This window comes from Arhodomonas sp. AD133, assembly GCF_051195215.1.
Lineage (GTDB): Bacteria > Pseudomonadota > Gammaproteobacteria > Nitrococcales > Nitrococcaceae > Arhodomonas.
Genome location: NZ_JBNAZM010000032.1, coordinates 23,937 through 47,912 on the forward strand (window position 1 = coordinate 23,937; position 23,976 = coordinate 47,912).

Annotated in this window: 26 protein-coding genes; 12 read left to right on the forward strand and 14 right to left on the reverse strand. The window is 65.9% G+C overall.

What is annotated here, in order from left to right; all coding sequences use genetic code 11:
* Nucleotides 1-3: 3 nt before the first annotated feature.
* Both ACPEES_RS15990 and ACPEES_RS15995 read right to left on the reverse strand, forming a co-directional pair.
* Nucleotides 4-606: a LysE family translocator gene (locus ACPEES_RS15990; RefSeq protein WP_435104548.1), complete on the reverse strand. Its 603-nt coding sequence runs from the start codon at nucleotides 604-606 to the stop codon at nucleotides 4-6.
* A 44-nt stretch (nucleotides 607-650) separates the two neighbouring features.
* Nucleotides 651-1,064 (reverse strand): DUF2000 domain-containing protein, encoded by a 414-nt coding sequence (locus ACPEES_RS15995; protein WP_435104549.1) that lies wholly within the window; start codon nucleotides 1,062-1,064, stop codon nucleotides 651-653.
* Nucleotides 1,065-1,358: 294 nt separating this feature from the next.
* Here ACPEES_RS15995 and ACPEES_RS16000 point away from each other — a divergent pair, with 294 nt between their 5' ends.
* From ACPEES_RS16000 to ACPEES_RS16010, 3 genes are read left to right on the forward strand one after another with little or no spacing between them, the layout of a single operon-like run.
* Nucleotides 1,359-1,796 (forward strand): YbjQ family protein, encoded by a 438-nt coding sequence (locus ACPEES_RS16000; protein WP_435104550.1) that lies wholly within the window; start codon nucleotides 1,359-1,361, stop codon nucleotides 1,794-1,796.
* A gap of 8 nt (nucleotides 1,797-1,804) precedes the next feature.
* Nucleotides 1,805-2,254, forward strand: coding sequence for a YbjQ family protein (locus ACPEES_RS16005; RefSeq protein WP_435104551.1), 450 nt, complete (start codon nucleotides 1,805-1,807; stop codon nucleotides 2,252-2,254).
* Complete coding sequence (locus ACPEES_RS16010; protein WP_435104552.1) at nucleotides 2,251-3,072, forward strand: M48 family metallopeptidase; 822 nt, start codon at nucleotides 2,251-2,253, stop codon at nucleotides 3,070-3,072. Before ACPEES_RS16005 ends, ACPEES_RS16010 begins: the two co-directional genes overlap by 4 nt.
* Before the next feature lie 10 nt (nucleotides 3,073-3,082).
* Here the strand turns inward: ACPEES_RS16010 and ACPEES_RS16015 are convergent, their stop codons facing one another.
* A complete protein-coding gene (locus tag ACPEES_RS16015; protein ID WP_435104553.1) occupies nucleotides 3,083-4,492 on the reverse strand; it encodes an MATE family efflux transporter in 1,410 nt (469 codons plus the stop codon).
* A 116-nt stretch (nucleotides 4,493-4,608) separates the two neighbouring features.
* Here ACPEES_RS16015 and ACPEES_RS16020 point away from each other — a divergent pair, with 116 nt between their 5' ends.
* Entirely contained in the window at nucleotides 4,609-5,166 is a 558-nt protein-coding gene (locus ACPEES_RS16020; protein ID WP_435104554.1) for an NUDIX domain-containing protein, read from the forward strand.
* A 4-nt stretch (nucleotides 5,167-5,170) separates the two neighbouring features.
* Here ACPEES_RS16020 and ACPEES_RS16025 read toward each other — a convergent pair whose 3' ends face one another.
* Nucleotides 5,171-5,530 (reverse strand): DUF4332 domain-containing protein, encoded by a 360-nt coding sequence (locus tag ACPEES_RS16025; RefSeq protein ID WP_435104555.1) that lies wholly within the window; start codon nucleotides 5,528-5,530, stop codon nucleotides 5,171-5,173.
* A 251-nt stretch (nucleotides 5,531-5,781) separates the two neighbouring features.
* On the opposite strand from ACPEES_RS16025, the gene ACPEES_RS16030 reads away from it, so the two are divergent.
* The 3 genes from ACPEES_RS16030 to ACPEES_RS16040 all read left to right on the forward strand — a co-directional run bounded on the left by ACPEES_RS16030 (nucleotide 5,782) and on the right by ACPEES_RS16040 (nucleotide 7,867).
* Nucleotides 5,782-6,150: a DUF6164 family protein gene (locus ACPEES_RS16030; RefSeq protein WP_435104556.1), complete on the forward strand. Its 369-nt coding sequence runs from the start codon at nucleotides 5,782-5,784 to the stop codon at nucleotides 6,148-6,150.
* Between the two features lie 81 nt (nucleotides 6,151-6,231).
* Complete coding sequence (locus tag ACPEES_RS16035) at nucleotides 6,232-6,810, forward strand: NADPH-dependent FMN reductase (protein WP_435104557.1); 579 nt, start codon at nucleotides 6,232-6,234, stop codon at nucleotides 6,808-6,810.
* A 55-nt stretch (nucleotides 6,811-6,865) separates the two neighbouring features.
* Entirely contained in the window at nucleotides 6,866-7,867 is a 1,002-nt protein-coding gene (locus ACPEES_RS16040; RefSeq protein ID WP_435104558.1) for a cysteine synthase A, read from the forward strand.
* Between the two features lie 93 nt (nucleotides 7,868-7,960).
* Here ACPEES_RS16040 and ACPEES_RS16045 read toward each other — a convergent pair whose 3' ends face one another.
* The 8 genes from ACPEES_RS16045 to ACPEES_RS16080 form a co-directional block, all read right to left on the reverse strand.
* Nucleotides 7,961-8,440 carry a YbhB/YbcL family Raf kinase inhibitor-like protein gene (locus ACPEES_RS16045; RefSeq protein ID WP_435104560.1) on the reverse strand — a complete coding sequence of 160 codons (480 nt, stop codon included), beginning with the start codon at nucleotides 8,438-8,440 and terminating at the stop codon, nucleotides 7,961-7,963.
* Nucleotides 8,441-8,594: 154 nt separating this feature from the next.
* Complete coding sequence (locus ACPEES_RS16050) at nucleotides 8,595-9,455, reverse strand: class I SAM-dependent methyltransferase (protein WP_435104562.1); 861 nt, start codon at nucleotides 9,453-9,455, stop codon at nucleotides 8,595-8,597.
* Between the two features lie 182 nt (nucleotides 9,456-9,637).
* Nucleotides 9,638-10,621, reverse strand: a complete 984-nt coding sequence (locus ACPEES_RS16055; protein WP_435104564.1) for a LuxR C-terminal-related transcriptional regulator — start codon at nucleotides 10,619-10,621, stop codon at nucleotides 9,638-9,640.
* Nucleotides 10,622-11,713: 1,092 nt separating this feature from the next.
* Nucleotides 11,714-13,804 carry a bifunctional metallophosphatase/5'-nucleotidase gene (locus tag ACPEES_RS16060; protein WP_435104565.1) on the reverse strand — a complete coding sequence of 697 codons (2,091 nt, stop codon included), beginning with the start codon at nucleotides 13,802-13,804 and terminating at the stop codon, nucleotides 11,714-11,716.
* A gap of 219 nt (nucleotides 13,805-14,023) precedes the next feature.
* Nucleotides 14,024-15,217, reverse strand: coding sequence for a branched-chain amino acid ABC transporter permease (locus ACPEES_RS16065; protein ID WP_435104567.1), 1,194 nt, complete (start codon nucleotides 15,215-15,217; stop codon nucleotides 14,024-14,026).
* 4 nt (nucleotides 15,218-15,221) lie between these two features.
* Complete coding sequence (locus tag ACPEES_RS16070; RefSeq protein ID WP_435104568.1) at nucleotides 15,222-16,286, reverse strand: branched-chain amino acid ABC transporter permease; 1,065 nt, start codon at nucleotides 16,284-16,286, stop codon at nucleotides 15,222-15,224.
* A gap of 1 nt (nucleotide 16,287) precedes the next feature.
* Nucleotides 16,288-16,995: an ABC transporter ATP-binding protein gene (locus tag ACPEES_RS16075; protein ID WP_435104569.1), complete on the reverse strand. Its 708-nt coding sequence runs from the start codon at nucleotides 16,993-16,995 to the stop codon at nucleotides 16,288-16,290.
* Nucleotides 16,976-17,815: an ABC transporter ATP-binding protein gene (locus tag ACPEES_RS16080; RefSeq protein WP_435104570.1), complete on the reverse strand. Its 840-nt coding sequence runs from the start codon at nucleotides 17,813-17,815 to the stop codon at nucleotides 16,976-16,978. Before ACPEES_RS16080 ends, ACPEES_RS16075 begins: the two co-directional genes overlap by 20 nt.
* A 196-nt stretch (nucleotides 17,816-18,011) precedes the next feature.
* Between ACPEES_RS16080 and ACPEES_RS16085 the strand changes: the two genes are divergently transcribed.
* From ACPEES_RS16085 to ACPEES_RS16100, 4 genes are all read left to right on the forward strand, one after another.
* On the forward strand, nucleotides 18,012-19,355 hold the full coding sequence (locus ACPEES_RS16085) for an ABC transporter substrate-binding protein (protein WP_435104571.1): 1,344 nt from the start codon (nucleotides 18,012-18,014) through the stop codon (nucleotides 19,353-19,355).
* A gap of 155 nt (nucleotides 19,356-19,510) precedes the next feature.
* Nucleotides 19,511-20,446 carry a hypothetical protein gene (locus ACPEES_RS16090; protein WP_435104572.1) on the forward strand — a complete coding sequence of 312 codons (936 nt, stop codon included), beginning with the start codon at nucleotides 19,511-19,513 and terminating at the stop codon, nucleotides 20,444-20,446.
* A gap of 78 nt (nucleotides 20,447-20,524) precedes the next feature.
* Complete coding sequence (locus ACPEES_RS16095) at nucleotides 20,525-20,860, forward strand: cupin (RefSeq protein ID WP_435104573.1); 336 nt, start codon at nucleotides 20,525-20,527, stop codon at nucleotides 20,858-20,860.
* Nucleotides 20,861-20,897: 37 nt separating this feature from the next.
* On the forward strand, nucleotides 20,898-21,104 hold the full coding sequence (locus ACPEES_RS16100; RefSeq protein ID WP_435104574.1) for a dodecin: 207 nt from the start codon (nucleotides 20,898-20,900) through the stop codon (nucleotides 21,102-21,104).
* Between the two features lie 42 nt (nucleotides 21,105-21,146).
* Here the strand turns inward: ACPEES_RS16100 and ACPEES_RS16105 are convergent, their stop codons facing one another.
* Both ACPEES_RS16105 and ACPEES_RS16110 read right to left on the reverse strand, forming a co-directional pair.
* On the reverse strand, nucleotides 21,147-21,731 hold the full coding sequence (locus tag ACPEES_RS16105) for an NYN domain-containing protein (RefSeq protein WP_435104575.1): 585 nt from the start codon (nucleotides 21,729-21,731) through the stop codon (nucleotides 21,147-21,149).
* A gap of 154 nt (nucleotides 21,732-21,885) precedes the next feature.
* The gene (locus tag ACPEES_RS16110; protein WP_435104576.1) at nucleotides 21,886-22,680 is read right to left on the reverse strand and encodes an SDR family NAD(P)-dependent oxidoreductase; all 795 of its coding nucleotides are present in this window, start codon (nucleotides 22,678-22,680) and stop codon (nucleotides 21,886-21,888) included.
* Between the two features lie 173 nt (nucleotides 22,681-22,853).
* On the opposite strand from ACPEES_RS16110, the gene ACPEES_RS16115 reads away from it, so the two are divergent.
* The gene (locus ACPEES_RS16115) at nucleotides 22,854-23,957 is read left to right on the forward strand and encodes a lipocalin-like domain-containing protein (protein ID WP_435104577.1); all 1,104 of its coding nucleotides are present in this window, start codon (nucleotides 22,854-22,856) and stop codon (nucleotides 23,955-23,957) included.
* Nucleotides 23,958-23,976: the final 19 nt, after the last annotated feature.

The following is a 23,976-nucleotide window of genomic DNA, read 5'->3' on the forward strand; positions in this document are numbered from 1 at the left end:
AACTCACCCAAGCACGAAGCGCTCGTATAACAGGTAGCAAGCCGTCACCATCAACAGGCCGCCCATGACGGCGTTGAACACCCGCAAGCGCGCTGCCCGGCCTGCCAGTACACCCGACAGCGCACCGCCGAGCAGCGCCCATGCGAAAAGCGAGGCGTAACACACGAAAAAATACATCACGACAAAAATCGTGAGACGCGAGGCACCGGCGGCACCGGTGAAAAGCGACACACCGGAGACACATGCCATCCACGCCTTCGGATTCAGCCATTGCAACATGAACCCGTCCGCGAACCGGGGAACGGCGTCTCTTTCCGTGTCCAGATCCGGCGTCGCGAGCATGATCTTGCCACCCAAATACATCATGAACGCGAAGCCCGCGACCGAAAGCGCATCGAGCACGCCAGCGTGGTTTGTCACCAGCGTCGCCAGACCGAATGCGGACACCACGAGCAGCATCGTGAACCCGACAGTCGCCCCGGAGACGAATCGAAATGCCCGCCAGGCCCCGTAGGTGGCGCCGGTTGATACGCTGATCATATTGACCGGCCCGGGCGAAATGGACATCACCAATGAAAACGTGAACATTGCCAGCAAAACCGCCATACTCATTCACCCCTGCCTGTTTCGGGAACGCGAACCGCGGCGTGTCACCGAAGCAGCGGCAGACTGCCGGTCAGGCCGGTCACAAGCCGTCTTTCGCCGTGCAGGGCGATGCCGGCGTAGTCGATCTCGGCCGCATCCGTGGCCTTCAGGGTCGCGGCGTAATCCTGGTAGGAACCCGTATGGCGGGTGGCGGTCGTGACGTCCACGACCGAAAGTGCCGGCTCATGGGTACCGGCCCGCCTCCGTAACGCTCGCAGCCCCGCCCCATTCGACTTGAGAACCGGCAATGCGACGGTGGTAATGCCACCGTGAAGTTGTCCCGATCCGTCCCGTAGATCCTCACCGATCAATTCGGGATGCAAACGCCCCATACTCATGGCGAGAATCGCTGCGGCATTGGCCAGTATTCCCGGTGCCTGGTCGCCGTCGAGCACGAATACGCATTTTGTCTCCGCCACGGTGCCTCCCGCATCGATGTTTTTCATCGGTAAGTCGATGCAGAAAGCTACCGGGTGGGTGAGCGGGCCTCAATGCAACCGGTTAAAATGCACTTTTCAAAATTGGCGATGCCGGCGCGTCACTGCCGTGAAGCCGGCGGCAGAGCGGGTCCTGCTGGCTTGTCGGGATCACGTTTCCCGGCGCGGACATCGGCCCGGGCGGCGGTAGTTGGCGGCCCGACGTCGCCTGCCTCATCAGTCGCGCCACACGAGCGCCAACCCGGACCGACACGACATCCACGGAACGTGCCTTGGTTGAATCGTCGCCCCGGCGACGGACTGCGGGAAACGCTGAACGTGGAGCACTGGCATTTCGTGACGTCGACAGTTACGCTTTTTGCGCTAAATAACCACAACCTGGGGGTGACAGGGATGCTCATCAGCAATATGGAGCTCGTGCCGGGCAAGCGGGTGGTGCGCCACCTCGGCCTCGTGCAGGGCAGCACCGTGCGGGCCAAGCACGCGGGCCGGGACATCATGGCCGGGTTCAAGAATCTGGTCGGCGGCGAGCTCAAGGGTTATACCGACCTGCTTCAGGATGCACGGGAGAGCGCGCTCGAGCGCCTCAAGGAACAGGCCGAGGAGCTGGGCGCCAACGCCGTGATCAACGTGCGCTTCGCGACGTCGGCGATTACTGCCGGCGCTTCCGAGATCCTCGCCTACGGCAGTGCCGTGGTCGTCGAAGAGCGCTGACGGCGGCCATGATCGACCTGATCATATTCGTCACGCTGCTGGCGATCGGCTTCGGATTCGGCACACTCGCCGAACGCCGTCACTACCGCTCCATCCGTCGTCGCGAGCGCGACTACGGCCACCTGCTCGTGCTGACGGGCATGAACCTGCCGCCAGCGTACATCAACCACGACAGCGAGCTGGTCAAAGGCAACGTGGTCGTCTCCACCGACTACTTCAAGGTCGTCGCAGCGGGGCTGAAACAGCTCATCGGCGGGCGTCTCGGCATGTACGAATCCCTGCTCGACCGCGGCCGGCGTGAAGCGATTCTGCGCATGCAGACGGAAGCGGCGGCACGGGGCGCCGTTGCCGTGGTGAACATGAAGTTCGAGACGAGCCGGCTGTCGGGCAATGCCAAGCGCGGCCTCGGCGCGGTGGAAGTACTCGCCTACGGCACCGCCCTCATGCCACCGCGATGACGCAATGGCCAAGCCATAACCCGCAGCCCTCCGAGGGCATCAACAACCCACGGCGCAGCGCGCTCGGCGAGTTCGCGGTGCTGGCCCTCGGCATCGCCGTGGGCGCTGCCCTCCTCGCGGGACTGCTGGCATTGCTCGCCGGCTGGCTCGCACCCTATATCCCGTTCTCGTGGGAAGAACGGGCGACACGGGCCTTCGCGAGCGACAGCGCCGCCGACAGCGAGGCCGAGACGGCATTGCGCCGCCTCGGCAATCGCCTGGCTGCGGATGCGGAGCTACCCGAAGAGATCCGTCCACGCTTTCACCTGATCGAAAGCCCCATGGCCAACGCCTTCGCCACCTTCGGCGGCCACATCGTGGTCACCTCGGAACTGGTCCGGCAGGTGTCATCGGAGAACGCGCTATCGATGGTCGTGGCCCACGAGATCGCCCACGTGGCGAAGCGCCATCCCATCGCCACCCTCACCCGCACCGCGGTGTTCCAGCTCGTGTGGACAACGGTGGTCGGTGGAGGCAATGCCGACATTGCCGGCATAACCGGGCGGGCCGGGCATGTCACGGGCCTGAGCTTCAATCGCGACATGGAGCGCGCCGCCGACCGCGCCGCGCTCGCCACGCTCCACCGACACTATGGCCATGCCCGTGGTGCCAACGAATTCTTCAAGCACATGGCCGAGCGGCGTGACGAGACCGAATGGCAGTCGTTCTTCGCAAGCCATCCCGCCACACAGGAACGCATTGCCGCCATCGACGAAGCGACGGACGGCGCACGGGAACGCCCGCTCACGCCACTCCCGCCGGCGCTCGAAGACCTGTAACAGGACCCGGTCACGACGCCGCGGTGCCGGTCACCTGCACGGCATGCCCCGCATCCTCGCCACCGGCGACGAGATTGCGCCGCCAGGCTCCACTGCGATAACGGCGCAGCCCCACGGCCGCCTTCACCGCCTCCTCCACGAACGAGGCCAGGAAAACCACCGGCAACGGCCATTGCCACCACAGCCCCATGGCCGCGGCGAGCGGAATGCCCACCCCCCACATGGCCGAGCACTCGGCGATGAGCACGAAGCGGTTGTCACCGCCCGCGCGAAGAATGCCCATGATCAGCGCCATGTTGAGCACTTTGCTCCAGAGGATCAGCCCCAGAACGATCAGCACCCACTCGCCCTGCTCCAGCACGGGAGCAGGCACGCCAGGATAGAACCAGGCCAGCGCGTCGTGAGACAAGGCCATCGCCGCGCCGATGACGATCGCCGCGCCGGGCATCGCCCGTAGCAGCCAGCGCGCGATGGCGTCCGCGGTGTCGAAGCGTTCGGCCCCCAACTCGTTGCCCACCAGAATGGAGCTCGCAATCGCCACGCCAACGAACAGCGCCAGCAATACGCCTTCCAATGGCGCGAGCATGTTGACGACCGCCAGCTCGGTGGTGCCCATGCGTCCGTAGACCACGTTATAGGCGTAGATACCGAAGACCCACAGCGCCTCGTTGATCGCCAGCGGCCATGTGAGCGCCGTGAACCGCCGCCACGAGTCGTGCTCCCCCAACACGGCGTAATCGGCACGCCGGAGCGCCAGCCGCGGGTAAAGCCGGTAGATCACCCACAGGCACAGGGCCAGGTGGACGAAGCGGCCGATCACCGTCGCCCACGCCGCCCCCACGATGCCGAGCGCCGGCAGGCCCCAATGGCCGAAGATCAACAACCAGTTGAAGAACACATTGACGCCGATGGCGCCGGCGCTGATCCAGGTCGGTGCGGAGGTGGCGTGAATGGCCCGCAGTGCCGATTCGAACGGAATGACGATCGCCGAGAGCAACACCGTCGGCCCGACGATACGCAGATAGTCCCCAGCGTGGCGGAGCAGCTCGGGATCGCTGGAGGCAAGCGACGGCAATGCCGCCGGCCAGAGCAGGAAAGCCAGTGCCACCGGCGCCATGACGGCGGTGCCCACCGTAATGGCCAGCGCGAACGCGCGGCGCAGGCCGGTGTCGTTGCTGGCACCGACATACTGGGCGCCCAGAATCGTCGCCCCCGTGGCGACACTCACCAGCACGATCACGGTGATGAACATCACCCGCGTGCCCAGCCCCGCCGCCGCCACCTGCAGCGCCCCGATATGGCCGAGCATCAGCACATCGACCAGCCCGAGGAGATTGAACAGCACCATCTGAACGCAGACCGGCAGCGCCAGGCGCAACAAACGCCCCACGAACGTGGCGTCGACGATGACTTCCGACATTCCGCCCTCCATAGCGAACCTGACAAAGCCGGTCCGATACCGTGCAGGTCTCACGCGACAGCGACACCAACCTGACCTACAATCGGCCCGGTATTCCAGAATCAGCCGGAGCGCCCATGCCGGAACCCCCGCTGCTTTTCGTCGACCACCATGGCCGTATCCGCGAACGCCCCGCCCACCGGCCACCGCAATCACGCTCGGGTATCCACGTGGTGCTCACCTGCCATGGGAATCTACTGCTCACGCGACCGCCCGGGGGCACCTGGCTGGAGCTGCCGGGCGGCGGCATCGAAGCCGGCGAGAGCGTGGAAGAAGCGCTGCGACGGGAGCTGCGCGAGGAAGCCGGCGTACACCTGCCCCGGGACTGGCTCGTGGCCGCCGGGGAAACCCGGTTCGCATCGCGCTACTACGCGAGCAGTCGCGACGCCTACTGGCTCTACGACCAGCGCTTCCGCCTGGTACACCTATCGCAGCGCCCGCAACTCGGCACACCCGAGGAAGACGGTCACCAACCCGAATGGGTAGCGATTGCAGCGCTTCACGAGCGCCGCATCCATCACGTTCACCGCCTCGGCGTGGATCGACTGCTGGGCTTGCATGCCGTCGGCGACACCCCCGCGGCAGCCGATGGCGGCGAGGGCACCGCGCGCATGCACGCGCTGAACACCGAGTGAGTGCTCAGCACCGCTCCCGGGCCGCCTCGATCCAGCCGTCCACGCGCTCCCGGGAAATCACGATCTGCCGAGCCTTGAGCTCATGGGTAAGGCGGTCCGGATCGGCCGTGGCCAGATCCTCGAATGAGTGGACCCCCAGGTTCTGAAGCCGCTCCTGCATGGTCTCACCGATGCCCTTGATCACGGTGAGATCGTCCCTGCGCACCACACGCTCGGGATCCAGGCGCTGGGCATCCGCCTCCGTCGGCGGCCGTGGCGGTGCGCTCGCGGGGCGGGCCGACTGCGACTCCGACCTCGGGGTGTCCTCCCGCGGCAACCACCAGAACAGCATATCCACCCAACGCTTGAACATTTCCGCCCACATGGCGACCTCCTTGGGCAACTCCGGAGCCTGTTGATGCAATTCTAATGTCAGATTCAGGCAGTGTCGCGCATCATCAATAACCGTTGCACATGACCGCCGCCTTACAAAGCCCCGACTTTCCGTGTCCGCCGGATTCACCGGCTGCAGCTGGTGTCCTGGAACAAACGTCTGTTCCGGGCTCCCCAATCATCACGACTCGCGTATCCTTGGGGCATCAACGCCCAAAGACGCGAGGCAAGCGTAGACACCCCATGGCCCGCCTGCTGCTCAATCTCCGCCACGTGCCCGACGACGAGCTCGAGGAGATTCGTGAGCTCCTCGACGAGCACCACATCGACTACTACGAGACCGCGCCCAACCGCTGGGGTATCTCCATGGGCGCGATCTGGCTGAAGGACGAGGAACAGTATCCCCAGGCCCGGACACTGCTCACACGCTACGAACATGAACGCCACCAACGCATGCGCGCCGCCCACGACGCCGAACGCGCCCGCGGCGAAGCGGAGACGCTGTGGCACCGGGTACGCCGCCGGCCAGTGGAGACGCTGGTCTACATCGCGGTCGCCGCGCTGGTGATCTATCTCTCCACGAAACCGTTTCTCGACCTGGCCGGCGACTAACCACCGCACAACGGGTCTATCCTGCAGGGAAGCGACGGGCCCGCAATCGCATACCCGCATTAGCGCCAGGGAGACGACGACATGACCCGAATCGTGGCCCTGCCCGGCAGTCTACGCCGGCACTCGTTCAACGCCGCGCTCCTGCGCGCCGCCGCCGAGCTCGTTCCCGATGGCACCGAGCTGGACATCGCCTCGATCGCGGCGATTCCACTCTACGACGGGGACCTGGAAGCCGAACACGGCATCCCCGGACCGGTTGCCGAGCTCAAGGAACGGATCCGCAACGCCGATGGCCTGCTGCTCGCCACGCCTGAATACAACAACGCCATGCCCGGTGTGCTCAAGAACGCCATCGACTGGCTGTCCCGCCCGCCTGCGGACATCCCGGCGGTCTTCGGCAACCGCCCCGTGGCAGTTCTGGGCGCCACGCCCGGCCGCGCCGGCACCATCCTCGCCCAGACCGCCTGGCTGCCGGTGCTGCGCACGCTGCGCATGCGTCCGTGGTTCGGCGGCCGTCTGCAGGTATCACGGGCGGGGGACGTTTTCGACGACGACGGCCGCCTGGTGGACGACGACGTTCGCGAGCAGCTACGCACGTTCGTACGCGGCTTCGCCGAGTTCGCCGGGGCCAGCGGGCCTGCACCAGCGGCAGGGGGCTGATTGCCGCCGGTTCGCATCCGCGCGGCGCGAGGGCCCGAGTACTCCGGAGGCAGCGATGGATATCCGTGAAGGCTTCGTCGGCACGATTGGCGACACGCCCCTGATTCGCCTCGGATGCGCCTCTGACCGTACCGGCTGCGAGATCCTCGCAAAGGCGGAATTTCTCAACCCGGGCGGGTCGGTGAAGGATCGCGCCGCGCTCGGCATCATCCGGGACGCCGAGGCCCGCGGCGTACTTCGCCCCGGCGGCGTGGTCGTCGAAGGCACTGCCGGCAATACCGGCATCGGCCTGGCCCTGGTCGGGAACGCTCGCGGCTACCGCACCGTCATCGTCATCCCGGAAACACAGAGCCAGGAGAAAATCGACATGCTCCGGCTCTGCGGCGCGGAGGTCCGGACCGTGCCCGCCGTGCCGTACAGCGACCCCGGAAACTACGTGCACGTCTCCGAGCGTCTGGCCGACGAAGTCGCCGCCAGCGAGCCCGACGGCGCCATATGGGCGAACCAATTCGACAACACCGCCAACCGCGACATTCACGCGGAAACCACCGGCGCAGAGATCTGGGAGCAGACCGACGGCTGGGTCGACGGCTTCGTCTGCTCCGTGGGCACTGGCGGCACCCTCGCCGGCGTGGCGCAGACGCTGAAGGCCCGCCGGCCCGATGTCGTCACCGCCCTCGCCGATCCCGAGGGATCGGCCCTGTATCACTACGTCAAGCACGGCGAGTGCAAGAGCGAAGGCACCTCGATCACCGAGGGCATCGGCAACAGCCGGGTGACGAGGAACCTCGAGGGTTCCCCCATCGACGAGGCCTACTCCATTCCCGACAGCGAGTCGGTACCGCTGGTCTTCGAGCTGCTTCAGTACGAAGGGCTCTGTGTGGGGGGCTCCAGCGGCGTAAACCTGGCCGGAGCGATTCGCCTAGGCGAGCAGCTGGGTCCCGGTCACGTGATCGTCACGGCACTGTGCGATTCCGGGGTTCGCTACGCTGCCAAGCTCTTCAACCCCCGGTTCCTGCAGGAAAAAGGACTGCCGACGCCCCCGTGGCTCACATAGCCAGCCGGACGCTGCGGCTGCGGAATAATAACCCCGGTACCGCGGGGGGCGGCGTTATCCCGTGCGACACCGCCCCCGCGGCACGCCAAAAGATCAAGAGCGCTCGTAGGCCCCGACGAGCCGGTTCATACCGATGACGTTGGCCTCGATCCGCTCGAGCAATTGCCAAAGCGTAAGGCCCGACGCCAGGTTCGTCTCCACGTCCAGCGCGAGTATCCAGAAATAGTACTGATGCAAGCCGTGACCAGTGGGTGGCATCGGCCCCGAGTACCCGAGATTGCCGGTATCGTTCCAGCCGGTGGTGAACTCGTCGGTACCCTCGGGCAGGCTCGTCACGGACGCCGGCAAGTTGTACAGGACCCAGTGCACGAAGCCATAGGTACCGTTGGGGGACACCAACGGTGCATCCGGATCGTGGCAGATCACCGCATAGCCGCGCGTCCCCCCTGGCGGATTACGCCACTCCATAGGCGGCGAGATATTGTCGCCCTCCCCGGAGAATCGTCTGGGAATGCCGCCGTGGGGCCTGAACGCCGTGCTGGTGAGCTCGATGTCCGACAGTGCGAAACCCATGGGATGCCTCCCGATCCGCTGTTCTCGATGACAACGCGGTCCGTCGGCGCTCCCTCGCCAGCGATGAGCCGGGCCGGTACCTTCAAAGTGTAGTGCCCTCAACTTGGGAAAGGCACTCATCGCCACGCTGTAACAAGCAGCGGCGTCACGCCACCTAGGGAAGCGCTTGCTGATCTTTGCTCGCGGTAACCAGCAGATACTCGTAGATGTATCTGGCCGGCCCACCTGGCTCGCCGCGATTCTCTCGGACCGCGAAGTCGACGAACGCGCGATCGAGCGCGTCGACTTCGTCCGGCCGCCCGGCAAGCTGGCTGTACACCGAGGCGACAGGCCCGAACGTCTCCTTGAAGAAGGCACAGTATGCCTGGGGACTGGCGGCGTACTCGGAGTACTCCCGCCGCACCATCGTCACACGGCGAACCCGGTCGCCGAATAGCTCGCGCACATGGGCCTCACTCCCCCATAGCAGCGGAGGCTCACCGTCCGCCGGCGGTACCGGCAGGTATGGCGCGAAAACCGGAAAGAACTCGCCTGCCAATCCCTCGGGGGTAAAGTTTATCATTCCGATGGTTCCACCGGAGCGGCACACCCGCAGCATCTCATCGGCGACCGCCCGGTGATGGGGCGCGAACATCGCACCTACCGAAGAGGTCACGACGTCGAACTCCCCGTCAGCGAATGGCAATGCCTCGGCGTCGGCCTCGACCCATTCGAGGCTCACGCCACGGGCACGTGCCTCGCGTCGGCCGGCATCGAAGTTCTCCGGCGTGAGATCCGATGCGACCACGTCCGCTCCCGCCTCGGCTGCGCGTATGGCCGTGTTGCCGGTTCCGGCGGCAACGTCCAGCACACGCTGGCCCGGGCCTATGCGGCAGGCGGCGGTCAATACCTCGCCCAGCTCCCAAACCGTACCGGTAGCAAAGCGATGGTAGTCACCTGCCGCCCACATCCCGCGGTGAGCGCGTTTGATCGGGCTCGTATTCAATGCGGCATTCGATTGTGTGGGTGTGACCATGGCAGTCCTCCGCGATGATCGCCGGGTCGCGACGTCACGAATGACGGCGATCGCCGCAGCCCGAATCAGCCCTTCTTTCGCCGTCGTCGGAAGGCGCATGCCCCCAAACTAGCCCGCCAGAAGCTGCGCCGCTTCGCCACGACGGACCATACGGATAACCACAAGGCGATGATCACAATGGGCTATAGGCCCTGCCGCACGGCATAGGCTGCCGCCGCCGAACGAGAAGAAAGGTCGAGTTTGCGCAGGATATTGGTCACGTGACGATGCACGGTATGCGTGCTCACCTCGAGCCGCTCCGCGATCGCGCGGTTGGTCAGTCCCTCGGCGAGAAGGCGCAACACCTCGGTCTCCCTGGGGGTCAGCGCGTGTCTTCCATGCTTGCCATGACTGACGTCACTGGTAACGAGCATGGCCCGGGCCCGCCGTTCGGCGACCACCGCGCCAAGGGGCTTCAGTCTTCCCAACGCTGCCCGGATCTCGACTTCCGCCGCAGCACGACGCCCGAGCGCCGAGAGTACTTCAGCAAGCTCCAGACGCGCTTCCGCGCTCTCGTACGGGGCACCACTGCGCTCGAAACCGTCGACCGCATCCTCGAGCGGCGGCCTCGCCTGGTCGAAAACGCCCATTGCGGCAAGCCGCATGCCCTCGAGGAGCGTGAGCGCGGCGCGCAACGGCGTCGTGTCGACGATACGCGTCACCTCCGCGAGCGCAGTGACCGCCTCACCTGCCGCCTCGTGTGCGCCCTGGCGAATACGCGCACGCGCCAGAACCTGCAATGCCGGCGTTCGCTGCAACCGCCGATGCGCGGGCAGGTTGCGCAGGCAACGTTCAGCGAGCTCCGCGGCCCGGAGCGCATCGCTGCTATCGAGGGCGAGACGGGCGCGAACGAGCTGCGCTGCCGAGTCGCTGCCCGCGCGTTGCAGTAAAGCCTCCGCTTCGTCGACACACCCCTGCCGCCGGCGCAGCTCGGCCAGCAACGCAAGCGTACCTCCCGACATGGCCGGCCTCGAGAGGCGAAAATCTTCCACGGCTGCCTCGAGCAGCATTCCCGCCTCCCGCCAGTCACCACGCCAGAGGCTGATGGTCGCGTACTCGCTGCGGCAGAAAGCGAGCATGTAGCGACTGCCAAAGCGATCGGCGAACGGGCGATGCGATCGCACCATTGGAACGCGCGGGCATAGTCCTGCACGGCGGTACAGGCCGACACCAGAAAGCAGCACGCCCATGCATTGGCGATGGGGATTTCGGCAGTTTCCTCGACGGCGGTGGCGGTCGCCTCGTCCAGTAGACGCATCCCCTCTTGCACGCGGGCACAGGCAACCAACGCCGAACCCGCCAACGCGAGTCCCAGCATCTGGAGATCCGGCACATCGAGACGCCTGCCGAGGGTCACTGCCGTGTCGGCACGCTCGACCACCGTGTCGGTATCGCCATCGCCGTAAGCGATATAGCCTTCCATGAAGGCGAGCCAACCGTGCTCCGCGCGCGTCTCGGTCGTCTCCAGAAGGCGCCGCGCCTTGGCCAACCATCCATTGGCCACCGCGGGGGCACCCCGAAAGTCGAGACTATCCACAGCGAGCCAGATCGCCATACGCGCGGCGTCCACGTCGGCCCCGTGGCATCGGTACAGGCGGTACGCGTTTGCGCGTGCTTCGAAGACCGTATCGGCGTCATCCAGCCACCAGGCCGCCCAGCTCAAACCCTCCTGGCGCTCGGCACTCGGCTCGCCGGTCAACGCCGTCTCGAAGTGTTCTCGTGCCGCTTGCCACTGGCCGCGGGCGAGAGAATCCCAACCCGCTTCAATGGCATTGGGCACTGAAGCCCGGGGCACGTCGGGGAATTCGTTCATGGCGACCTGTCCACCATAGGAAAGCGCCTGAATCATACTAATCTTCTCGGAGGCATTGTCATGCGTCAGAGCGCCAGAGCGGCTCGGGGCAAGGCGCGCTCGCGCCGGCGTGGCTGGGGCGCAACGCCGCGCCGAGCCGCCCTGACGCTCCCTTCGGGCCGGTCTGTGCGCCGCTCGCCGCTTATGTAGCCCAGCTACACCGCGCGCCTCGCGCCTTTCCCCGTCGGCGCATAGACCGGCTGACGCATGACAATCCCTCTGAGAAGATTAGTAAGTATTGCCGCGCCTGACGCACCTGTCAGCCGACCTGACGGGCCATCTTCGGCGCACCCCGGACCGCGGACAAAGCGCGGGATGGCGCCCGCCGGACGCCATCCCCTACCCGAATCCCGGTCCCCGTCGGCGCTCAGTCGAGCCCGACCGGCGCCACGTTCGCGATACGCTCATCGTCACCAGGCGCCTGTTCGGCTCGGCCGAAACCGGTCCCGCCATCAGCCGGGGAGAAGAAACCACGCAGATACTCGGCAAGCGCATCCTGTTCCGTGCCTGTCGGCGCGAAATCCGCCTGCATCGGGTCGTACGCCGGGGCCACATCGTCGGCTGCATTCAAGTCCGTACGATCCGGTGCCGTAAGCCCCTTGAACGGGTAGCCGTCGCCGCAGCTGTCACTGGGCTCGGTGACCGTGGCACTCGGCACGCAACCCGCCAGGAACTGCAGCGTGACCATCCGGAAGCGGCGCGTCGGATCGCCCTGGAGCACTCCGCCGCTCACCACGGTATCGGCGACCATATCGTCGCTCGGGTCCGCGGGCGTGCCGTTGCTATCGAGGATCACAAGCTCTCGGACGCGGCTGCCGCTCGTCGAGGTCGAACGGGTGGTATCGCCGTCGCTGCTGTTGCGCGGAGTGCCATGGGGATCGAAGGTAAAGCGCATCCCCGCGACCTGGGGGAACTGCCCCGGCGTTGCACCGTCAGCCGTGGCCGCCACCGCGTGCTCGAGAATGTCCCGCAGCTCGGCGGCGGTGACGGTGATCAGTGTGAGGCTGTTATTGAAGCGCAGGCTGCCCTCGATGTCGAACTGGGAGATATCCCCCTCGGACTTGCCCGCCGACGGGTTCGCCTGCGGCGGCAGGAACCGGGTGTCGTCGGGATCGTTGCTGCCGGGCGGCACGACCACCTCGCCGATATCCGCACGGATACCGCCACCGTTCTTCAGCGAAATGTTCACGCCCGCTTCCGCTTGGTTCGCATACCAGAGGTTGGCGTCGGCGGTGAGGTTGCCCAGATTGGTCTCCTCGGTGCGCATCTCGCTGCGGCGCCCGTCGAGATACACGCCGGTGCGTCCCATGATATTGCCATCGCGGGCGACGAGAACCTCTCGCAGAGCCTCGGCGATCTCGGAGACGCGGGCGATCGGCGCCCCGCCGACATCCGCGACAACAGCGTCCGTGGACGCCCAAGCACCGTTGTCGGCGGATTCCAGGCTGTCGGTGTCGATGACACCGTCGGCGTCGAAGTCGACGACGAGCCGGCCCAGATAACGATAGTCACCGTCGACGTTGACCACCAGCACCGGCTCCCGGGTCGCGGAGCTGAACACCAGCGGGTAACTGTCCACCGCCGTATCACCCGCACGCAGGACGTCGTTACCGTCGGCGAGCAGTGTGTTCGAGCCGCCGGCGACGATGATATCCACGTCCTCCAGCAAAGGCGCGAGGGCTTTCTCCACCGAGATCTGTTGCATATGCGCCAGCAGCACGACCTTGTCGATCCCCTTGGCAGTCAGCTCATCCACCGACTGCTGGATGACCGCGGCCAAATCCTGCACCGCGCCGGAGTCCGGCTGCACGCCGATATCTCCGGTATTCGTGATGCTCGCCAACTGCGGGGTCGACGCACCCACGATGCCGATGGTCTCACCACCGAGGTCCACCACCGCGCTACCGGCAAGTGCGTTCACTCCATTCTCCGCGGGCTTGCCGTCGGCCTGCACCAGCGGTGCGAGCGCCTCGTCGCCGGAGAAATCGAGATTGGCGGACAGGTAGGGAAACCGCGCGCCGGGATACCCGCCTTCGGCGGTGACGATACCGGCGAATGCCGTGGTTCCTTCGTCGAGGTCATGATTGCCCACGGCCGCGGCATCGAGTCCCATGCCGTTCAGCAATGCGATATCACCTCGGCCGTTGCCAGGTACACCGAGCACGTCCGTGACAGCTCCGTCGGCAGCGGCGAAGTAGCGTGGGCCGGGGATGTAGTTGTCCCCCGAGCTCACGAACAGCGTGTTCTCCGGCATCTGCGAACGGAATTGCGCGAGCAGTGCCGAGAAATTCTCGACGTTATCCAGCGCTTCGGGGGCGCCGTCCATATCCGCCACGTGCAGGAGCTGCAGCGTGTAGCGCTCCTCGGCCGATTCATCGTCATTGTCGCCGTCACCGCTACAAGCAGTGAGCCCCGCTGCGAGTGCCAGGCCAGCCAACCACAGTGGCAGTTTGCGCATGTCGTGCTCCGTCGCGTTGTCATGGATTGAGGGTCACGAAACGCGCGGGAGCTTAGTGGTATCAGGAGAAAGGTTGATTAGGACGAGATGACGGCTGCGTGACGGATCGCTGACCCGCTGCCCGCAAGCGCGCTGACGAGCGGCGCCCGGAGGGCGTCGTTGTGCGCCTCTGAGGCATTGCAAACCTTGTCGCACGGTTAGTACGCCTCTCTGAGAGGGTCAATGGTTCCGCAGATACCGCGAGACGATTTTCTCCTCCCGAATCAATCCTTGTGGCCGGAACAGCACGATGGCAGCGAGCATCAGCGCCACAAGCATCCAGCGGAAATAGGCCGCCCGCCGCGGCAAATCGTCGGAGATCAGCGCAAGCAGCGGCTCGATCGCGCTGGTGAGAAATGCGGTGCCGCTCCACACGCCCCAGACGATGAAACCGCCGATGATGGCGCCCCGGTTGTTACCGCTACCGCCAAGCATGAGCATCACCCAGACGAGGAACGTGGCGAACAGCGCGTGGAAGTGGCTGTAATCGATGGTCACGACATAGTGCGCGTAGAGTGCGCCCGCAATGCCCATGATCACCGCGCCCACCACGAAGGACTGGATGCGCACGTAGGTGATCGGCTTCCCGTTCATGGCCGCGGATGCCTCCTCGTCGCGTACCGCCCGCAACATCCGTCCCCAGGGCGAACGGCACGCGCGTTCGATGACGAAGTACACCACCGCCAGGAACAGCGAGATGATCACCAGGTAGAACAGCGTATAGTCCCGCGGCGTCAGCGGCGACAGCACCGCGGTGGCCCACTGCGGCAGCCAGGCACAACCCTGGGCCTCCACCAGGCAGTGCAGCGGTTGCGGAATGCCACGCAACGGCTGCGGGCCGTTGGCCAGCCAGCGCTCGTTCTGGAAGATCAGGCGTATGATCTCCGCGACGCCGATGGTGGCGATGGCGAGAAAATCCATGCGCAGCCGCAGCACCGGCACGGCGACCAGGAACGCGACCACTGCGCTGATGATCGCGGCGGTGGCCACGCCAACGAGGAACGGCATATCCAGCCCGAAGGCCATCTGCGTGTACTGTGCCGCGACGCCGGTCGGCGCCTCGATGGTCATCAGCGCGGAAGTGAACGCGCCGATGGCGAAAAACCCGGCGACACCGAAGTTCAGGTGCCCCGTGTAGCCCCATTGCGTGTTCAGGCCGAGGCTCAGCAGCGCGTACACACACCCCATGGTGGCGAACGAAGCGACGTAGGCGAGTATACCGCTCGGAAGCCAGGCAGTCGCGGCGAAGGCGACTGCGACGCCACCCACCACCGCCACCGGCAGCCGCCACCTGCGTGCGGGCAGCAGCAGCATGAGCAGCAGAATGGCAGGAATGATCAGCAGCACGGCCTTGATGACGCTCAGCTCGTTCATGGCGTCAGCCTCCCCGCCCGAACAGGCCTTGTGGACGCACCAGCAGCACGATCACCATGAGCACGAACGCCACCGCGGGCCCGTAGGTGGGGTCGAGAAACGCCGTGGAGACCTGGTGGGCGATGCCGATGATCAACGCCCCCGCAAGCGCTCCGTAGGGGTTGCCGATTCCGCCCATGATGGCCGCGGCAAACATGGGCAACAGCAGCCAGAACCCCATTTCCGGCCGCAACTGGGAGGAAAGCCCGTACATGGTACCGGCCGCGGCGGCCAGCGCTCCGCCGATGAGCCAGGTCCACGCGATTACGCGCTCGGTGTTGATACCGCGTACCTGGGCGAGCTCCGGGTTGTCCGCCGTGGCGCGCATCGCCTTGCCGATACGCGTTCGCTCCAGCAGCACGTAAACGCCGAGCATGAACGCGAACGCGAGCACGAGAATGAACAGCTGATCGGCGCGCACGCGGATATTCAGCGGCAGCGCCAGCGCCGGATTCGCCCGCCCGGGGTAGTAGAAATGGAAATCCGGCCCCCACGCGATGTAGATGACGCTGCGCAGAAAGAAGGCCATCGCCAGCGAGGCCATGGCGAAGAGCACCAAGTGGGCATTCTGCCGGCGCAGCCGGCGGTAGACGACCCGGTCCACCGCCAGGCCCACTAGCCCCACCAGCGGCATGGAAAGCACGAGCGCTAGTGGAAACTCCCAGCCGAACGACAGCGGGCGCAACGGCTCTCCCTGTGGCAGCCAGGCGAGAAACGCGAAGGTGAAGTAGGCGCCGAAGGTCACCAGCGCGCCATGGGAGAAGTTGGGGAACTTGAGCACGCCATAGACCAGGGTAAGGCCGATGCTGCCGAGGCCGATGATCCCGCCGAGCATGATCCCCCAGGCAGCCAGCGACAGCAGCCGCGAACCGCCGACGCCCTGGACGCGGGCGAGCACGAACAGCGCCACCAGAACGACAGCGACGGAGACGAGCAGGAAGGTGCGTGTCTGCACCACGTCGCGTACGTGCTCGCCAAACCGTTTGTCGCGCTTGACCGGTGGCCGCTCGATGCCGTCGCTCACGCTCATGCTACCCCCCCAGGTACAGCCGGCCCACTTCGGGATCGTTGAGCAATCGCTCGCCGGGTCCGTCCACCCGGTTCTGTCCGCTCGCCAGCACATAGCCACGCGTGGCCATCTGCAGCGACTTGCGCGCGTTTTGCTCCACCATCAGCACCGCCAGGCCGGTCTCGTTGATGCGGCGGATGTTGTCGAATATCTCGTCGACGAGCTTCGGGGACAGCCCTGCGGAGGGCTCGTCGAGCAGCAGCAGCTCGGGCTCGAGCATCAAGGCGCTGCCGATGGCCACCATCTGGCGCTCGCCGCCGGACATCTTCCCGGCGCGCTGGCGCCGGCGTTCGCGCAGCTTGGGGAATAGCTCATAGACGCGCTCCTTGCGCTCGGGCAGCTCGCGCTCGTCGAGCAGGTAGCCGCCCATCTCCAGGTTCTCCTCCACGGTCAGCTGCACGAAGACATTGGCCACCTGGGGCACGTAGCACATGCCTTCCTTGACGATCTCGTAGGGCGAACGCCTCGCGATGTCGCGTCCACGGAACTGGATGGTCCCCGCCTTCGGATGCACCAGCCCGAAGACCGTTTTCATCAACGTGGACTTGCCCGCGCCATTGGGTCCGATCAGGGAGACGATCTCGCCGTCGTTCACTTCCAGACGCACATCGTGGAGGATCTCGGTGTCGCCGTAGCCGGCGGTCACGCCCTCAGCCTTCAGCAACGGCATACTGCCCACCCAGATACGCTTCGAGCACCCTCGGATCGTTGCGCACCTCGTCCGGGGAACCACTCATGAGCTGACGCCCCTCGCTCATCACGATCACCGGATCGCACAGCGACATGATCATGTCCATGTCATGCTCGATAACGAGGAACGTAATGCCGCGCTCGCGATTGAGGTAGCGGATATTGTCGGTCAGCCGATGCATGAGCGTCGGATTCACCCCGGCACCCGGCTCGTCGAGCAACACCAGCGTCGGGTCCGTCATGAGCGTACGCGCGAGCTCCAGCAGCTTCTTCTGTCCGCCGGAGAGATTGCGGGCGTACTCGTCGCGCAGGTGCGCGAGCTCCACGAACTCGAGCACTTCCAGCGCCTTCGCGCGGTTCTCCTGCTCCTGGCGGCGTACCGCACCGGGACGCAACCACGCACTCATCAACCGCTCGCCCTGCTGCCCGCCGGGCACGAGCATGAGGTTCTCGAGCACCGACATGCTGGCGTGCTCCCGGGGAATCTGGAAGGTCCTGCAGAGCCCATGACGGAAAATACGGTGCGGCGGAAGGTTGGTGATATCCCGGCCATTGAAGACCACGCGCCCACCCTGGGCGAGATAGAAACCGGTCACCACGTTGAACAGCGTCGTCTTGCCGGCGCCGTTGGGACCAATCAGGCCAGTGATCGTGTCCTCCCTGACCACCAGATCCGCGCCGTCGAGCGCCCGGAGACTGTCGAACTCGCGCACGAGGCCCTGGACCTCGAGCAGGATCCGGCCTCCGGGGGGGGCCGCCCCCCGGCCGGCGTCGTCCATCTCGTTTTCCGTGCTCACCATGCCCTCTCCCAACAAGCCACCGTCTCTGAACGTAGCAACCGGTTCGCACCCTGTCGACGAATGGCGCGCATTTGCCTTTGCGATTGTCGGTGAACGCGTAGCGTCTACACTGCTTTTTGGGCACCACGACTGAAATCCGTATCGCGTTGGGTACACGAGGTGTCCGCACGGCAGCCGAAAGACGCAGGAGGGAACAATGACAACCACCCCAACACGCGGCTCCCGACGCACGCCCGCGGTGGCTTCGGCCGCCCTCGGCCTATGCGCCCTGGGGGCATTGCTGCTCCCGCTGGGCGCGAGCGCACAGGACGCTCCACCGGCCATCAAGGTCGGCCAGATCGCACCGTTCACCGGCGCCGGCGCGGAGTTCGGCGAGTTCTACCGTGACGGCGCCGCACTCGGTGTCGAGCACATCAATGCCGCCACCGAGGAGGTACTCGGTGGGCCGGTGATCGCCGAACACCTGAGCGAGGATTCCAATACGCTGCCCACCCCGGCGATCGAGGCGGCACGCCAGCTTGTGGAAGTCGAGGGTGTCTCCGCGATCATCGGTGGCTGGTCCAGCGGCGTGACGGTCGCCGTCGCCACTTCCGTGACGATTCCCTCGGAGGTGCTGCAGATCTCCAACGGATCCACATCGCCGCTGATCTCCATTCTGCCCGAGGACCGGGACTCGGACATGCTCTTCCGCACCACCGCCTCCGATGCCCTGCAGGGCGTGGTGGCCGCCCAGCTCGCCCGCGGCGAGATCTTCGATGACTACAGCTTCGACACCGCGTCGACGATCTTCGTCAACAACCCTTACGGGCAAGGCCTCTCGAACGCTTTCTCGCGGGCATTCCAGGAGCGCGGCGGTACGGTGTACGCGCAGGTGCCGCACCCCGAGGAACCGCAGCCGACTTACACGTCACAACTCGCCCAGGCCTTCCAGGGCGACCCGGAGCTGCTGTTCGCCTCGAGCTATCCCGGCCACAGCGCCACGTTCCTGCAGGAGGCCCGTGACATTTTCGATCACACCGGCTGGCAGTTCGTCGATGGTAACCGCTCCCGGGAGGTGATCGACGCCGTCGGCGCCGACGACCTGGAGGGCATGATCGGCACCGCTCCCGGGCAGGATCCCAGCATTCCCGGATTCAAGAACTTCTCCAGCGCCTTCAAGGACGCCTACGGCCACGACCGGATCCCGCCGTTCACGGAATCGGCTTACGATGCCGCGATGCTGATCGGGCTCGCTGCGGTGAAAGCGATCGCCGACGGTCAGGAAAGCGCCGACGCTATCACCGGCACCGTGCTTCGCGACCGGCTGCGCGATGTGGCCAATCCGCCCGGCAAGGAGATCATCGCCGGCGACGCCGATAGCATCGCCGCCGGTGTCGAGGCGATCATGGACGGCGAGGACGTCGCCTACTCGGGCGCCGCCGGCCCCGCCGACTTCGACGACAACGGCGACGTGATCACGCCCATCGCCATCTGGAAATACACCGGTGGCGACACCGAGACCATACAGATCCAGGCACCAAGCGATATTCCCGCAGAATAAGTACGGGACATAGCGACCGCCATTTCAGCACAGAGCCCGGACGGGACCTTACCCGTCCGGGTTTTCCCGTCGATCACCCCGACTATGGTTATGGGAAGGAATGCACTAATGGGGTGACGCCCGATGGCGCCGCATCGGTATCGGCTGATTCGCGCATGAACCGCCGTGATCGACTCTGGCGTTGGTATCTCGCCGCGCAGGCAGTGATCGCACCGACGGGTGTGGCCGTGCTGGTCTACCTGCTCGTGCAGGCTCTACCGTTCGTGCGCGTCAGCGACGTGGCCGCCCCCCTGCTCCTGTCCTGCCTCGTGGCGGCAGCGGGTTACGCGGCATTCGGTCTGCGCCTCGGCTGGGTGCTGGACGCATTCTCACTCAAGATGCCCTGGCCGAGCGTGTGGCGCATCCACCTGACGTCGCTGTTCTACTATTTCTTCCTGCCCGCGGGGGTCGGCTACGATCTCTCCAAAGGTGCGAAAATAGCTGCCCGGACACGTCAGGTGCGTAAACGCCGCATCGCCAGCGCCGTGCTCGGCGAACGCCTGGTAGGCGGAGCCGGCGTTTACGTGCTGTTGCTCGGTGCCTGGCCGTTCATCGAGTTCGGCGACGGCTCGCGCGTTCAGGCATTCATGCCCGCTCGCTGGGTCTGGCCGAGCCTGGTCGCCGCTACTGTCATCGGGGTCATCGCGCTCGTTCACTGGGCCCGGCGACGTGGTGCCACCGCGATCCGGCCGCTGCTCATCGCCGTGAGCGTCTCTGCCGGTGCGCATCTGATCGTTGCAACCGCCGTGTGGCTCGTCGCCTCCGCCCTCGTGCTGCCGATCAGCCTGGCCGATGTGGTCGCCGCCATGGCCGCCACGCTGCTATTCCAGCTGGTGCCGGTAAATCTCGTGGGGGTGAGCCTGGGCGAAGTCGCGGCCGTGGCCGTCTACCTCGCGCTCGGTCTGGAACGCCCGGAAGCACTGCTGCTGGCGACCGTCGCCTACGCCCACCGCCTGGTGATCGCGGTAGTGGGTGGCTTTCTCGAGGGCATCGGTGCCGCGCGGGGACTGCTCCACGGACGCCTCTCCCGTCCGCGCCTGGGGCACGACTGACGCCAGCGGCCCCGGATCGCCAGCCCGGGCCGTGCCGGTTTATGGTCGGATCCGGCGAATCACGACCGGAGCACCCGCATGAACCAAGGCAACCTCTTCGACGACGTATCCAACGAGCTCGCGGAAGAGCGCTTCGATGCCCTGGCCAGTGGCACCGGTGCACACATCGAGCGCATCGTCTCCACGGGGCAGACGACACCGGCCGGCCAATGGTACGACCAGAATCGGGCCGAGTGGGTGGTGCTGCTTCAGGGCGCCGCACACCTGCTCTTCGAGGGCGACACCGCCCCCGTCGAGCTGGCTCCGGGTGACTGGGTGGAAATTCCCGCCCATTGCCGTCATCGCGTCGTTTGGACGCCGCCGGACCGGACCAGCGTCTGGCTCGCCGTGCACTACGACAGCACTCACCTATAGTGAGCGGTAGGCCTGCCCGCAGCCGAAGGAGGCGACCATGACGACTGACGTGTTCAAGGTCATCGAGCTCGCCGGCCAGTCCGGCACCGGTATCGAGGACGCGATTCAGAATGCGCTCAAACGGGCGAATACGAGCATTCATCACATCCGGTGGTTCGAAGTGGTCGAGACACGGGGCCACGTGGAGAACGGCAACGTCTCGCAATGGCAGGTTGTGCTGAAAGTGGGATTCGGCCTTGAATGAGTGACCACGGCGCCGCCCGTTACGGCGGCGCCCCGGCAAACGTCAGCCCACCACCTCGTCCATGTGATCGTCGATCCACAACACGCGGTCGGAGCGCGCCTGCAAGTCCGTGGATACACCCGCGGAGAAGACCGCGAGCTCGATTTCCTTGCCGCTCTCCGCCAGGTGATCCACCGCATCCACCAGATCACCGTCCCCCGAAGACAGCACCAGGGTGTCGTAGCGCTCCTTGTGCACCAGGGCGAGCGTCGCTAGGCCGACGTCCACGCCCATCTGGCGCTGGTTGATCAGGTTGTGATCGCCCCCGCCGTGAGGACACTGCAAATCGACCTTGGCGCCGCAGTCCACGCAATAAGCATTGCGCACGCGCTCGTTTTTCAATCCGTAGAGCTTGACCATCAGATTGGGGCCGATCGGTGCGGCGCTCTGCAGCCATCCGTGAAAGCGATCGCGCGCTTCGTGGGCCTCGTTCTGCACACTGTTGAGATAATAGCCGCGCCATATGTCACCGAACCGCTGCTCGATGAGATGGCGGAGCTTGAGGTAGTCGACCCGTCGATTGGGCCCGAAAAGCTGCAGATTGATGGCGTGGATGTAGCTTGCGTCAATCAGCCAAAGGCGTTTCAAGTTATAAACCAATGTCGGAAATGGATTACGTAGCCTACCGCAACCGGGCCGGACGGGGCAGCCGGTGGTATCGGAATCCGTGAAACAAGTCCGACGGCCGAGGCGCCGCCGGCACTCATGTACCGCCGCTGTACCGGTGTCCGGTTCCCGGACACTAGGCGATGCTGTCGACCACCCCGCCGTCGACGCGGAGAGCAGCACCGGTAGTCGCGGATGACAGCGGCGAGGCGACATAGACCGCCAGGTTGGCCACCTCGTCCACGGTCGCGGCCCGGCGGATGATCGAGCTCGGGCGCTTCGCCTTGACGAAGTCCGCTGCCACTTCCTCCAACGACCGGCCGGTCCGCTCCTGTTCCGCCTGCAGCATTCCCGCGACACCCTCGGACAGCGTCGGCCCCGGCAGGATCGCGTTCACCGTCACGCCGGTGCCGGCCATCCGTTTCGCCAGCCCCCGCGAAAGCGCGAGATCGGCGGTCTTGGTGACACCGTAGTGCACCATGTCCTCGGGTATGTTGAGACCCGATTCCGAGGACAGGAAGAGCACTCGCCCCCACCCGCGTGCCTCCATGCCCGGCAGATAGGCCCGGGCCAGGCGCACGCCGGACATGACGTTCACGTCGAAGTAACGTTCCCAGACATCGTCCGGCGTCTCGAAGAAATCCTGTGGCCCGAAAATGCCCGCGTTGTTCACGAGAACGTCGGCGTCCGGCTGGGCGTCCACGAGCGCCGCACAGCCCTCGGCGGTCCCCACATCCGCGGCGACGCCCGCCACGTTGGCCCCCGGCACGCGTTCGCTCAGGCGCGACACCGCCTCGTCCACGCGGCCCCGGTCCCGCCCGTTCAGCACCACGTGCGCGCCGACCTCCGCGAGCCCCATGGCGATGGCGAAGCCGATGCCACCGGTGGATCCGGTCACGACGGCGGTTCTAGCGGTCAGATCGATCTGCATGGTCAAACTCCCTGGTAGCCAGTGCCCACCAACAGGGCACACGATACACCGATGTACGACATGCAAGGCGTTGGGGTGAATATTGCGCAGACAAGGGTCTCACTTCCCGGCGGCGGTCACGCTATGCTGACGGACGAGTCGCTGCCCGATCGCTCCGCGGACGTAGCGCCCCGATGACAGGACGATTCTTGCGCCAGCACCCATTGACGATCGCCGCGGCCATCGCCATGGCATCTGTGCTGGGTTCGGTGGCGTGGCTGTGGCTGCGCGACGAGGAGAAGCCCCCGGCCCGGCCGGTGAGGGCTTCGATTCTGCTGGAAACGCTTCAGCCTGTCGCCGAGGCGTTTCCGCCTCCGGACAACGCACCGCTGGCCTGGCCACGCGACCACGGCCCGCACTTCGACCAGTTCACCGAGTACTGGCTGGTCGCCGGTCGAGTGACCGATGGGGAACAACGTGAGTACGGTCTTCAGCTCCTGCTCTCCAGGGCAGCCCTGCAGCGCGGGCCGGTCGAGCGCAAGTCGGCCTGGGCCCCACGCGCCGTCTATGCGGCGCAGATGGGGGTGACCAGCGCGAGCGGTGCCCAACACGCCAGCCAGCGCCTGAGCCGGGACGCACTCGGTCTCAGTGGCGCCGGTGCCCGGCCACCACGGGTATGGCTGAACGACTGGCACATCACGTTCGCACCGGCGGGCACGGCAACCCTTCTCGCCGGTGATGATGCGGCAGAGCTCGATCTGGAATTGCGACTGCCGCCGGCGGTGCCGGTGGCCGTCGAAGGCCCGGGTTATCGAGGCTACTGGCAACCCGGGATCGCGGCAACCGGGGAGATCACGATCTCCGGTACGACGCATGCCGTGAGCGGCAACGTGTTCCTCGACCATCTCTGGGGCCGCAGCCTGCCGTTCGGCCGCGGGCAACTCCGACTCACCAGGCTATGGCTGGAGCGTGACGACGGCGACGCCCTGCGATGCCGCCAGCTTCGGCGGCGCGCCGGCACCGGTACGCCGCTCGGTCAATGCCTGGTCAGGCGCGCCGATGGCTCGGTCACGGTACTGGAGCGGAATGCATTCGATCTGACGCCCGCCCCGGATGCCGATGACGGGGGCGGCTATCCACTGAGCTGGCGGTTACGCTTAGGCGACGACGATCCGCCGCTCACCCTGCGACCGCTGGCGGGCGCATCCGGTCTGCCACCCTGGCCACCTTGGCGTGGCACCATGCAGGCGAGAGGCGGCAACGAGGTTTGGGGCGTGCTGGAGATGAGCAACTTCTGAGGATGCCACGCAAGGGGTG

Excerpts from the sequence above, each read along its gene's own strand:
- ACPEES_RS15990 (WP_435104548.1), bottom strand. The coding sequence starts at position 606 with ATGGCGGTTTTGCTGGCAATGTTCACGTTTTCATTGGTGATGTCCATT.
- ACPEES_RS16005 (WP_435104551.1), top strand. The coding sequence starts at position 1,805 with ATGATCGACCTGATCATATTCGTCACGCTGCTGGCGATCGGCTTCGGA.
- ACPEES_RS16010 (WP_435104552.1), top strand. The coding sequence starts at position 2,251 with ATGACGCAATGGCCAAGCCATAACCCGCAGCCCTCCGAGGGCATCAAC.
- ACPEES_RS16015 (WP_435104553.1), bottom strand. The coding sequence starts at position 4,492 with ATGTCGGAAGTCATCGTCGACGCCACGTTCGTGGGGCGTTTGTTGCGC.
- ACPEES_RS16020 (WP_435104554.1), top strand. The coding sequence starts at position 4,609 with ATGCCGGAACCCCCGCTGCTTTTCGTCGACCACCATGGCCGTATCCGC.
- ACPEES_RS16025 (WP_435104555.1), bottom strand. The coding sequence starts at position 5,530 with ATGTGGGCGGAAATGTTCAAGCGTTGGGTGGATATGCTGTTCTGGTGG.
- ACPEES_RS16030 (WP_435104556.1), top strand. The coding sequence starts at position 5,782 with ATGGCCCGCCTGCTGCTCAATCTCCGCCACGTGCCCGACGACGAGCTC.
- ACPEES_RS16035 (WP_435104557.1), top strand. The coding sequence starts at position 6,232 with ATGACCCGAATCGTGGCCCTGCCCGGCAGTCTACGCCGGCACTCGTTC.
- ACPEES_RS16040 (WP_435104558.1), top strand. The coding sequence starts at position 6,866 with ATGGATATCCGTGAAGGCTTCGTCGGCACGATTGGCGACACGCCCCTG.
- ACPEES_RS16045 (WP_435104560.1), bottom strand. The coding sequence starts at position 8,440 with ATGGGTTTCGCACTGTCGGACATCGAGCTCACCAGCACGGCGTTCAGG.
- ACPEES_RS16050 (WP_435104562.1), bottom strand. The coding sequence starts at position 9,455 with ATGGTCACACCCACACAATCGAATGCCGCATTGAATACGAGCCCGATC.
- ACPEES_RS16055 (WP_435104564.1), bottom strand. The coding sequence starts at position 10,621 with ATGGTGCGATCGCATCGCCCGTTCGCCGATCGCTTTGGCAGTCGCTAC.
- ACPEES_RS16060 (WP_435104565.1), bottom strand. The coding sequence starts at position 13,804 with ATGCGCAAACTGCCACTGTGGTTGGCTGGCCTGGCACTCGCAGCGGGG.
- ACPEES_RS16065 (WP_435104567.1), bottom strand. The coding sequence starts at position 15,217 with ATGAACGAGCTGAGCGTCATCAAGGCCGTGCTGCTGATCATTCCTGCC.
- ACPEES_RS16070 (WP_435104568.1), bottom strand. The coding sequence starts at position 16,286 with ATGAGCGTGAGCGACGGCATCGAGCGGCCACCGGTCAAGCGCGACAAA.
- ACPEES_RS16075 (WP_435104569.1), bottom strand. The coding sequence starts at position 16,995 with ATGCCGTTGCTGAAGGCTGAGGGCGTGACCGCCGGCTACGGCGACACC.
- ACPEES_RS16080 (WP_435104570.1), bottom strand. The coding sequence starts at position 17,815 with ATGGTGAGCACGGAAAACGAGATGGACGACGCCGGCCGGGGGGCGGCC.
- ACPEES_RS16085 (WP_435104571.1), top strand. The coding sequence starts at position 18,012 with ATGACAACCACCCCAACACGCGGCTCCCGACGCACGCCCGCGGTGGCT.
- ACPEES_RS16090 (WP_435104572.1), top strand. The coding sequence starts at position 19,511 with ATGAACCGCCGTGATCGACTCTGGCGTTGGTATCTCGCCGCGCAGGCA.
- ACPEES_RS16095 (WP_435104573.1), top strand. The coding sequence starts at position 20,525 with ATGAACCAAGGCAACCTCTTCGACGACGTATCCAACGAGCTCGCGGAA.
- ACPEES_RS16100 (WP_435104574.1), top strand. The coding sequence starts at position 20,898 with ATGACGACTGACGTGTTCAAGGTCATCGAGCTCGCCGGCCAGTCCGGC.
- ACPEES_RS16110 (WP_435104576.1), bottom strand. The coding sequence starts at position 22,680 with ATGCAGATCGATCTGACCGCTAGAACCGCCGTCGTGACCGGATCCACC.
- ACPEES_RS16115 (WP_435104577.1), top strand. The coding sequence starts at position 22,854 with ATGACAGGACGATTCTTGCGCCAGCACCCATTGACGATCGCCGCGGCC.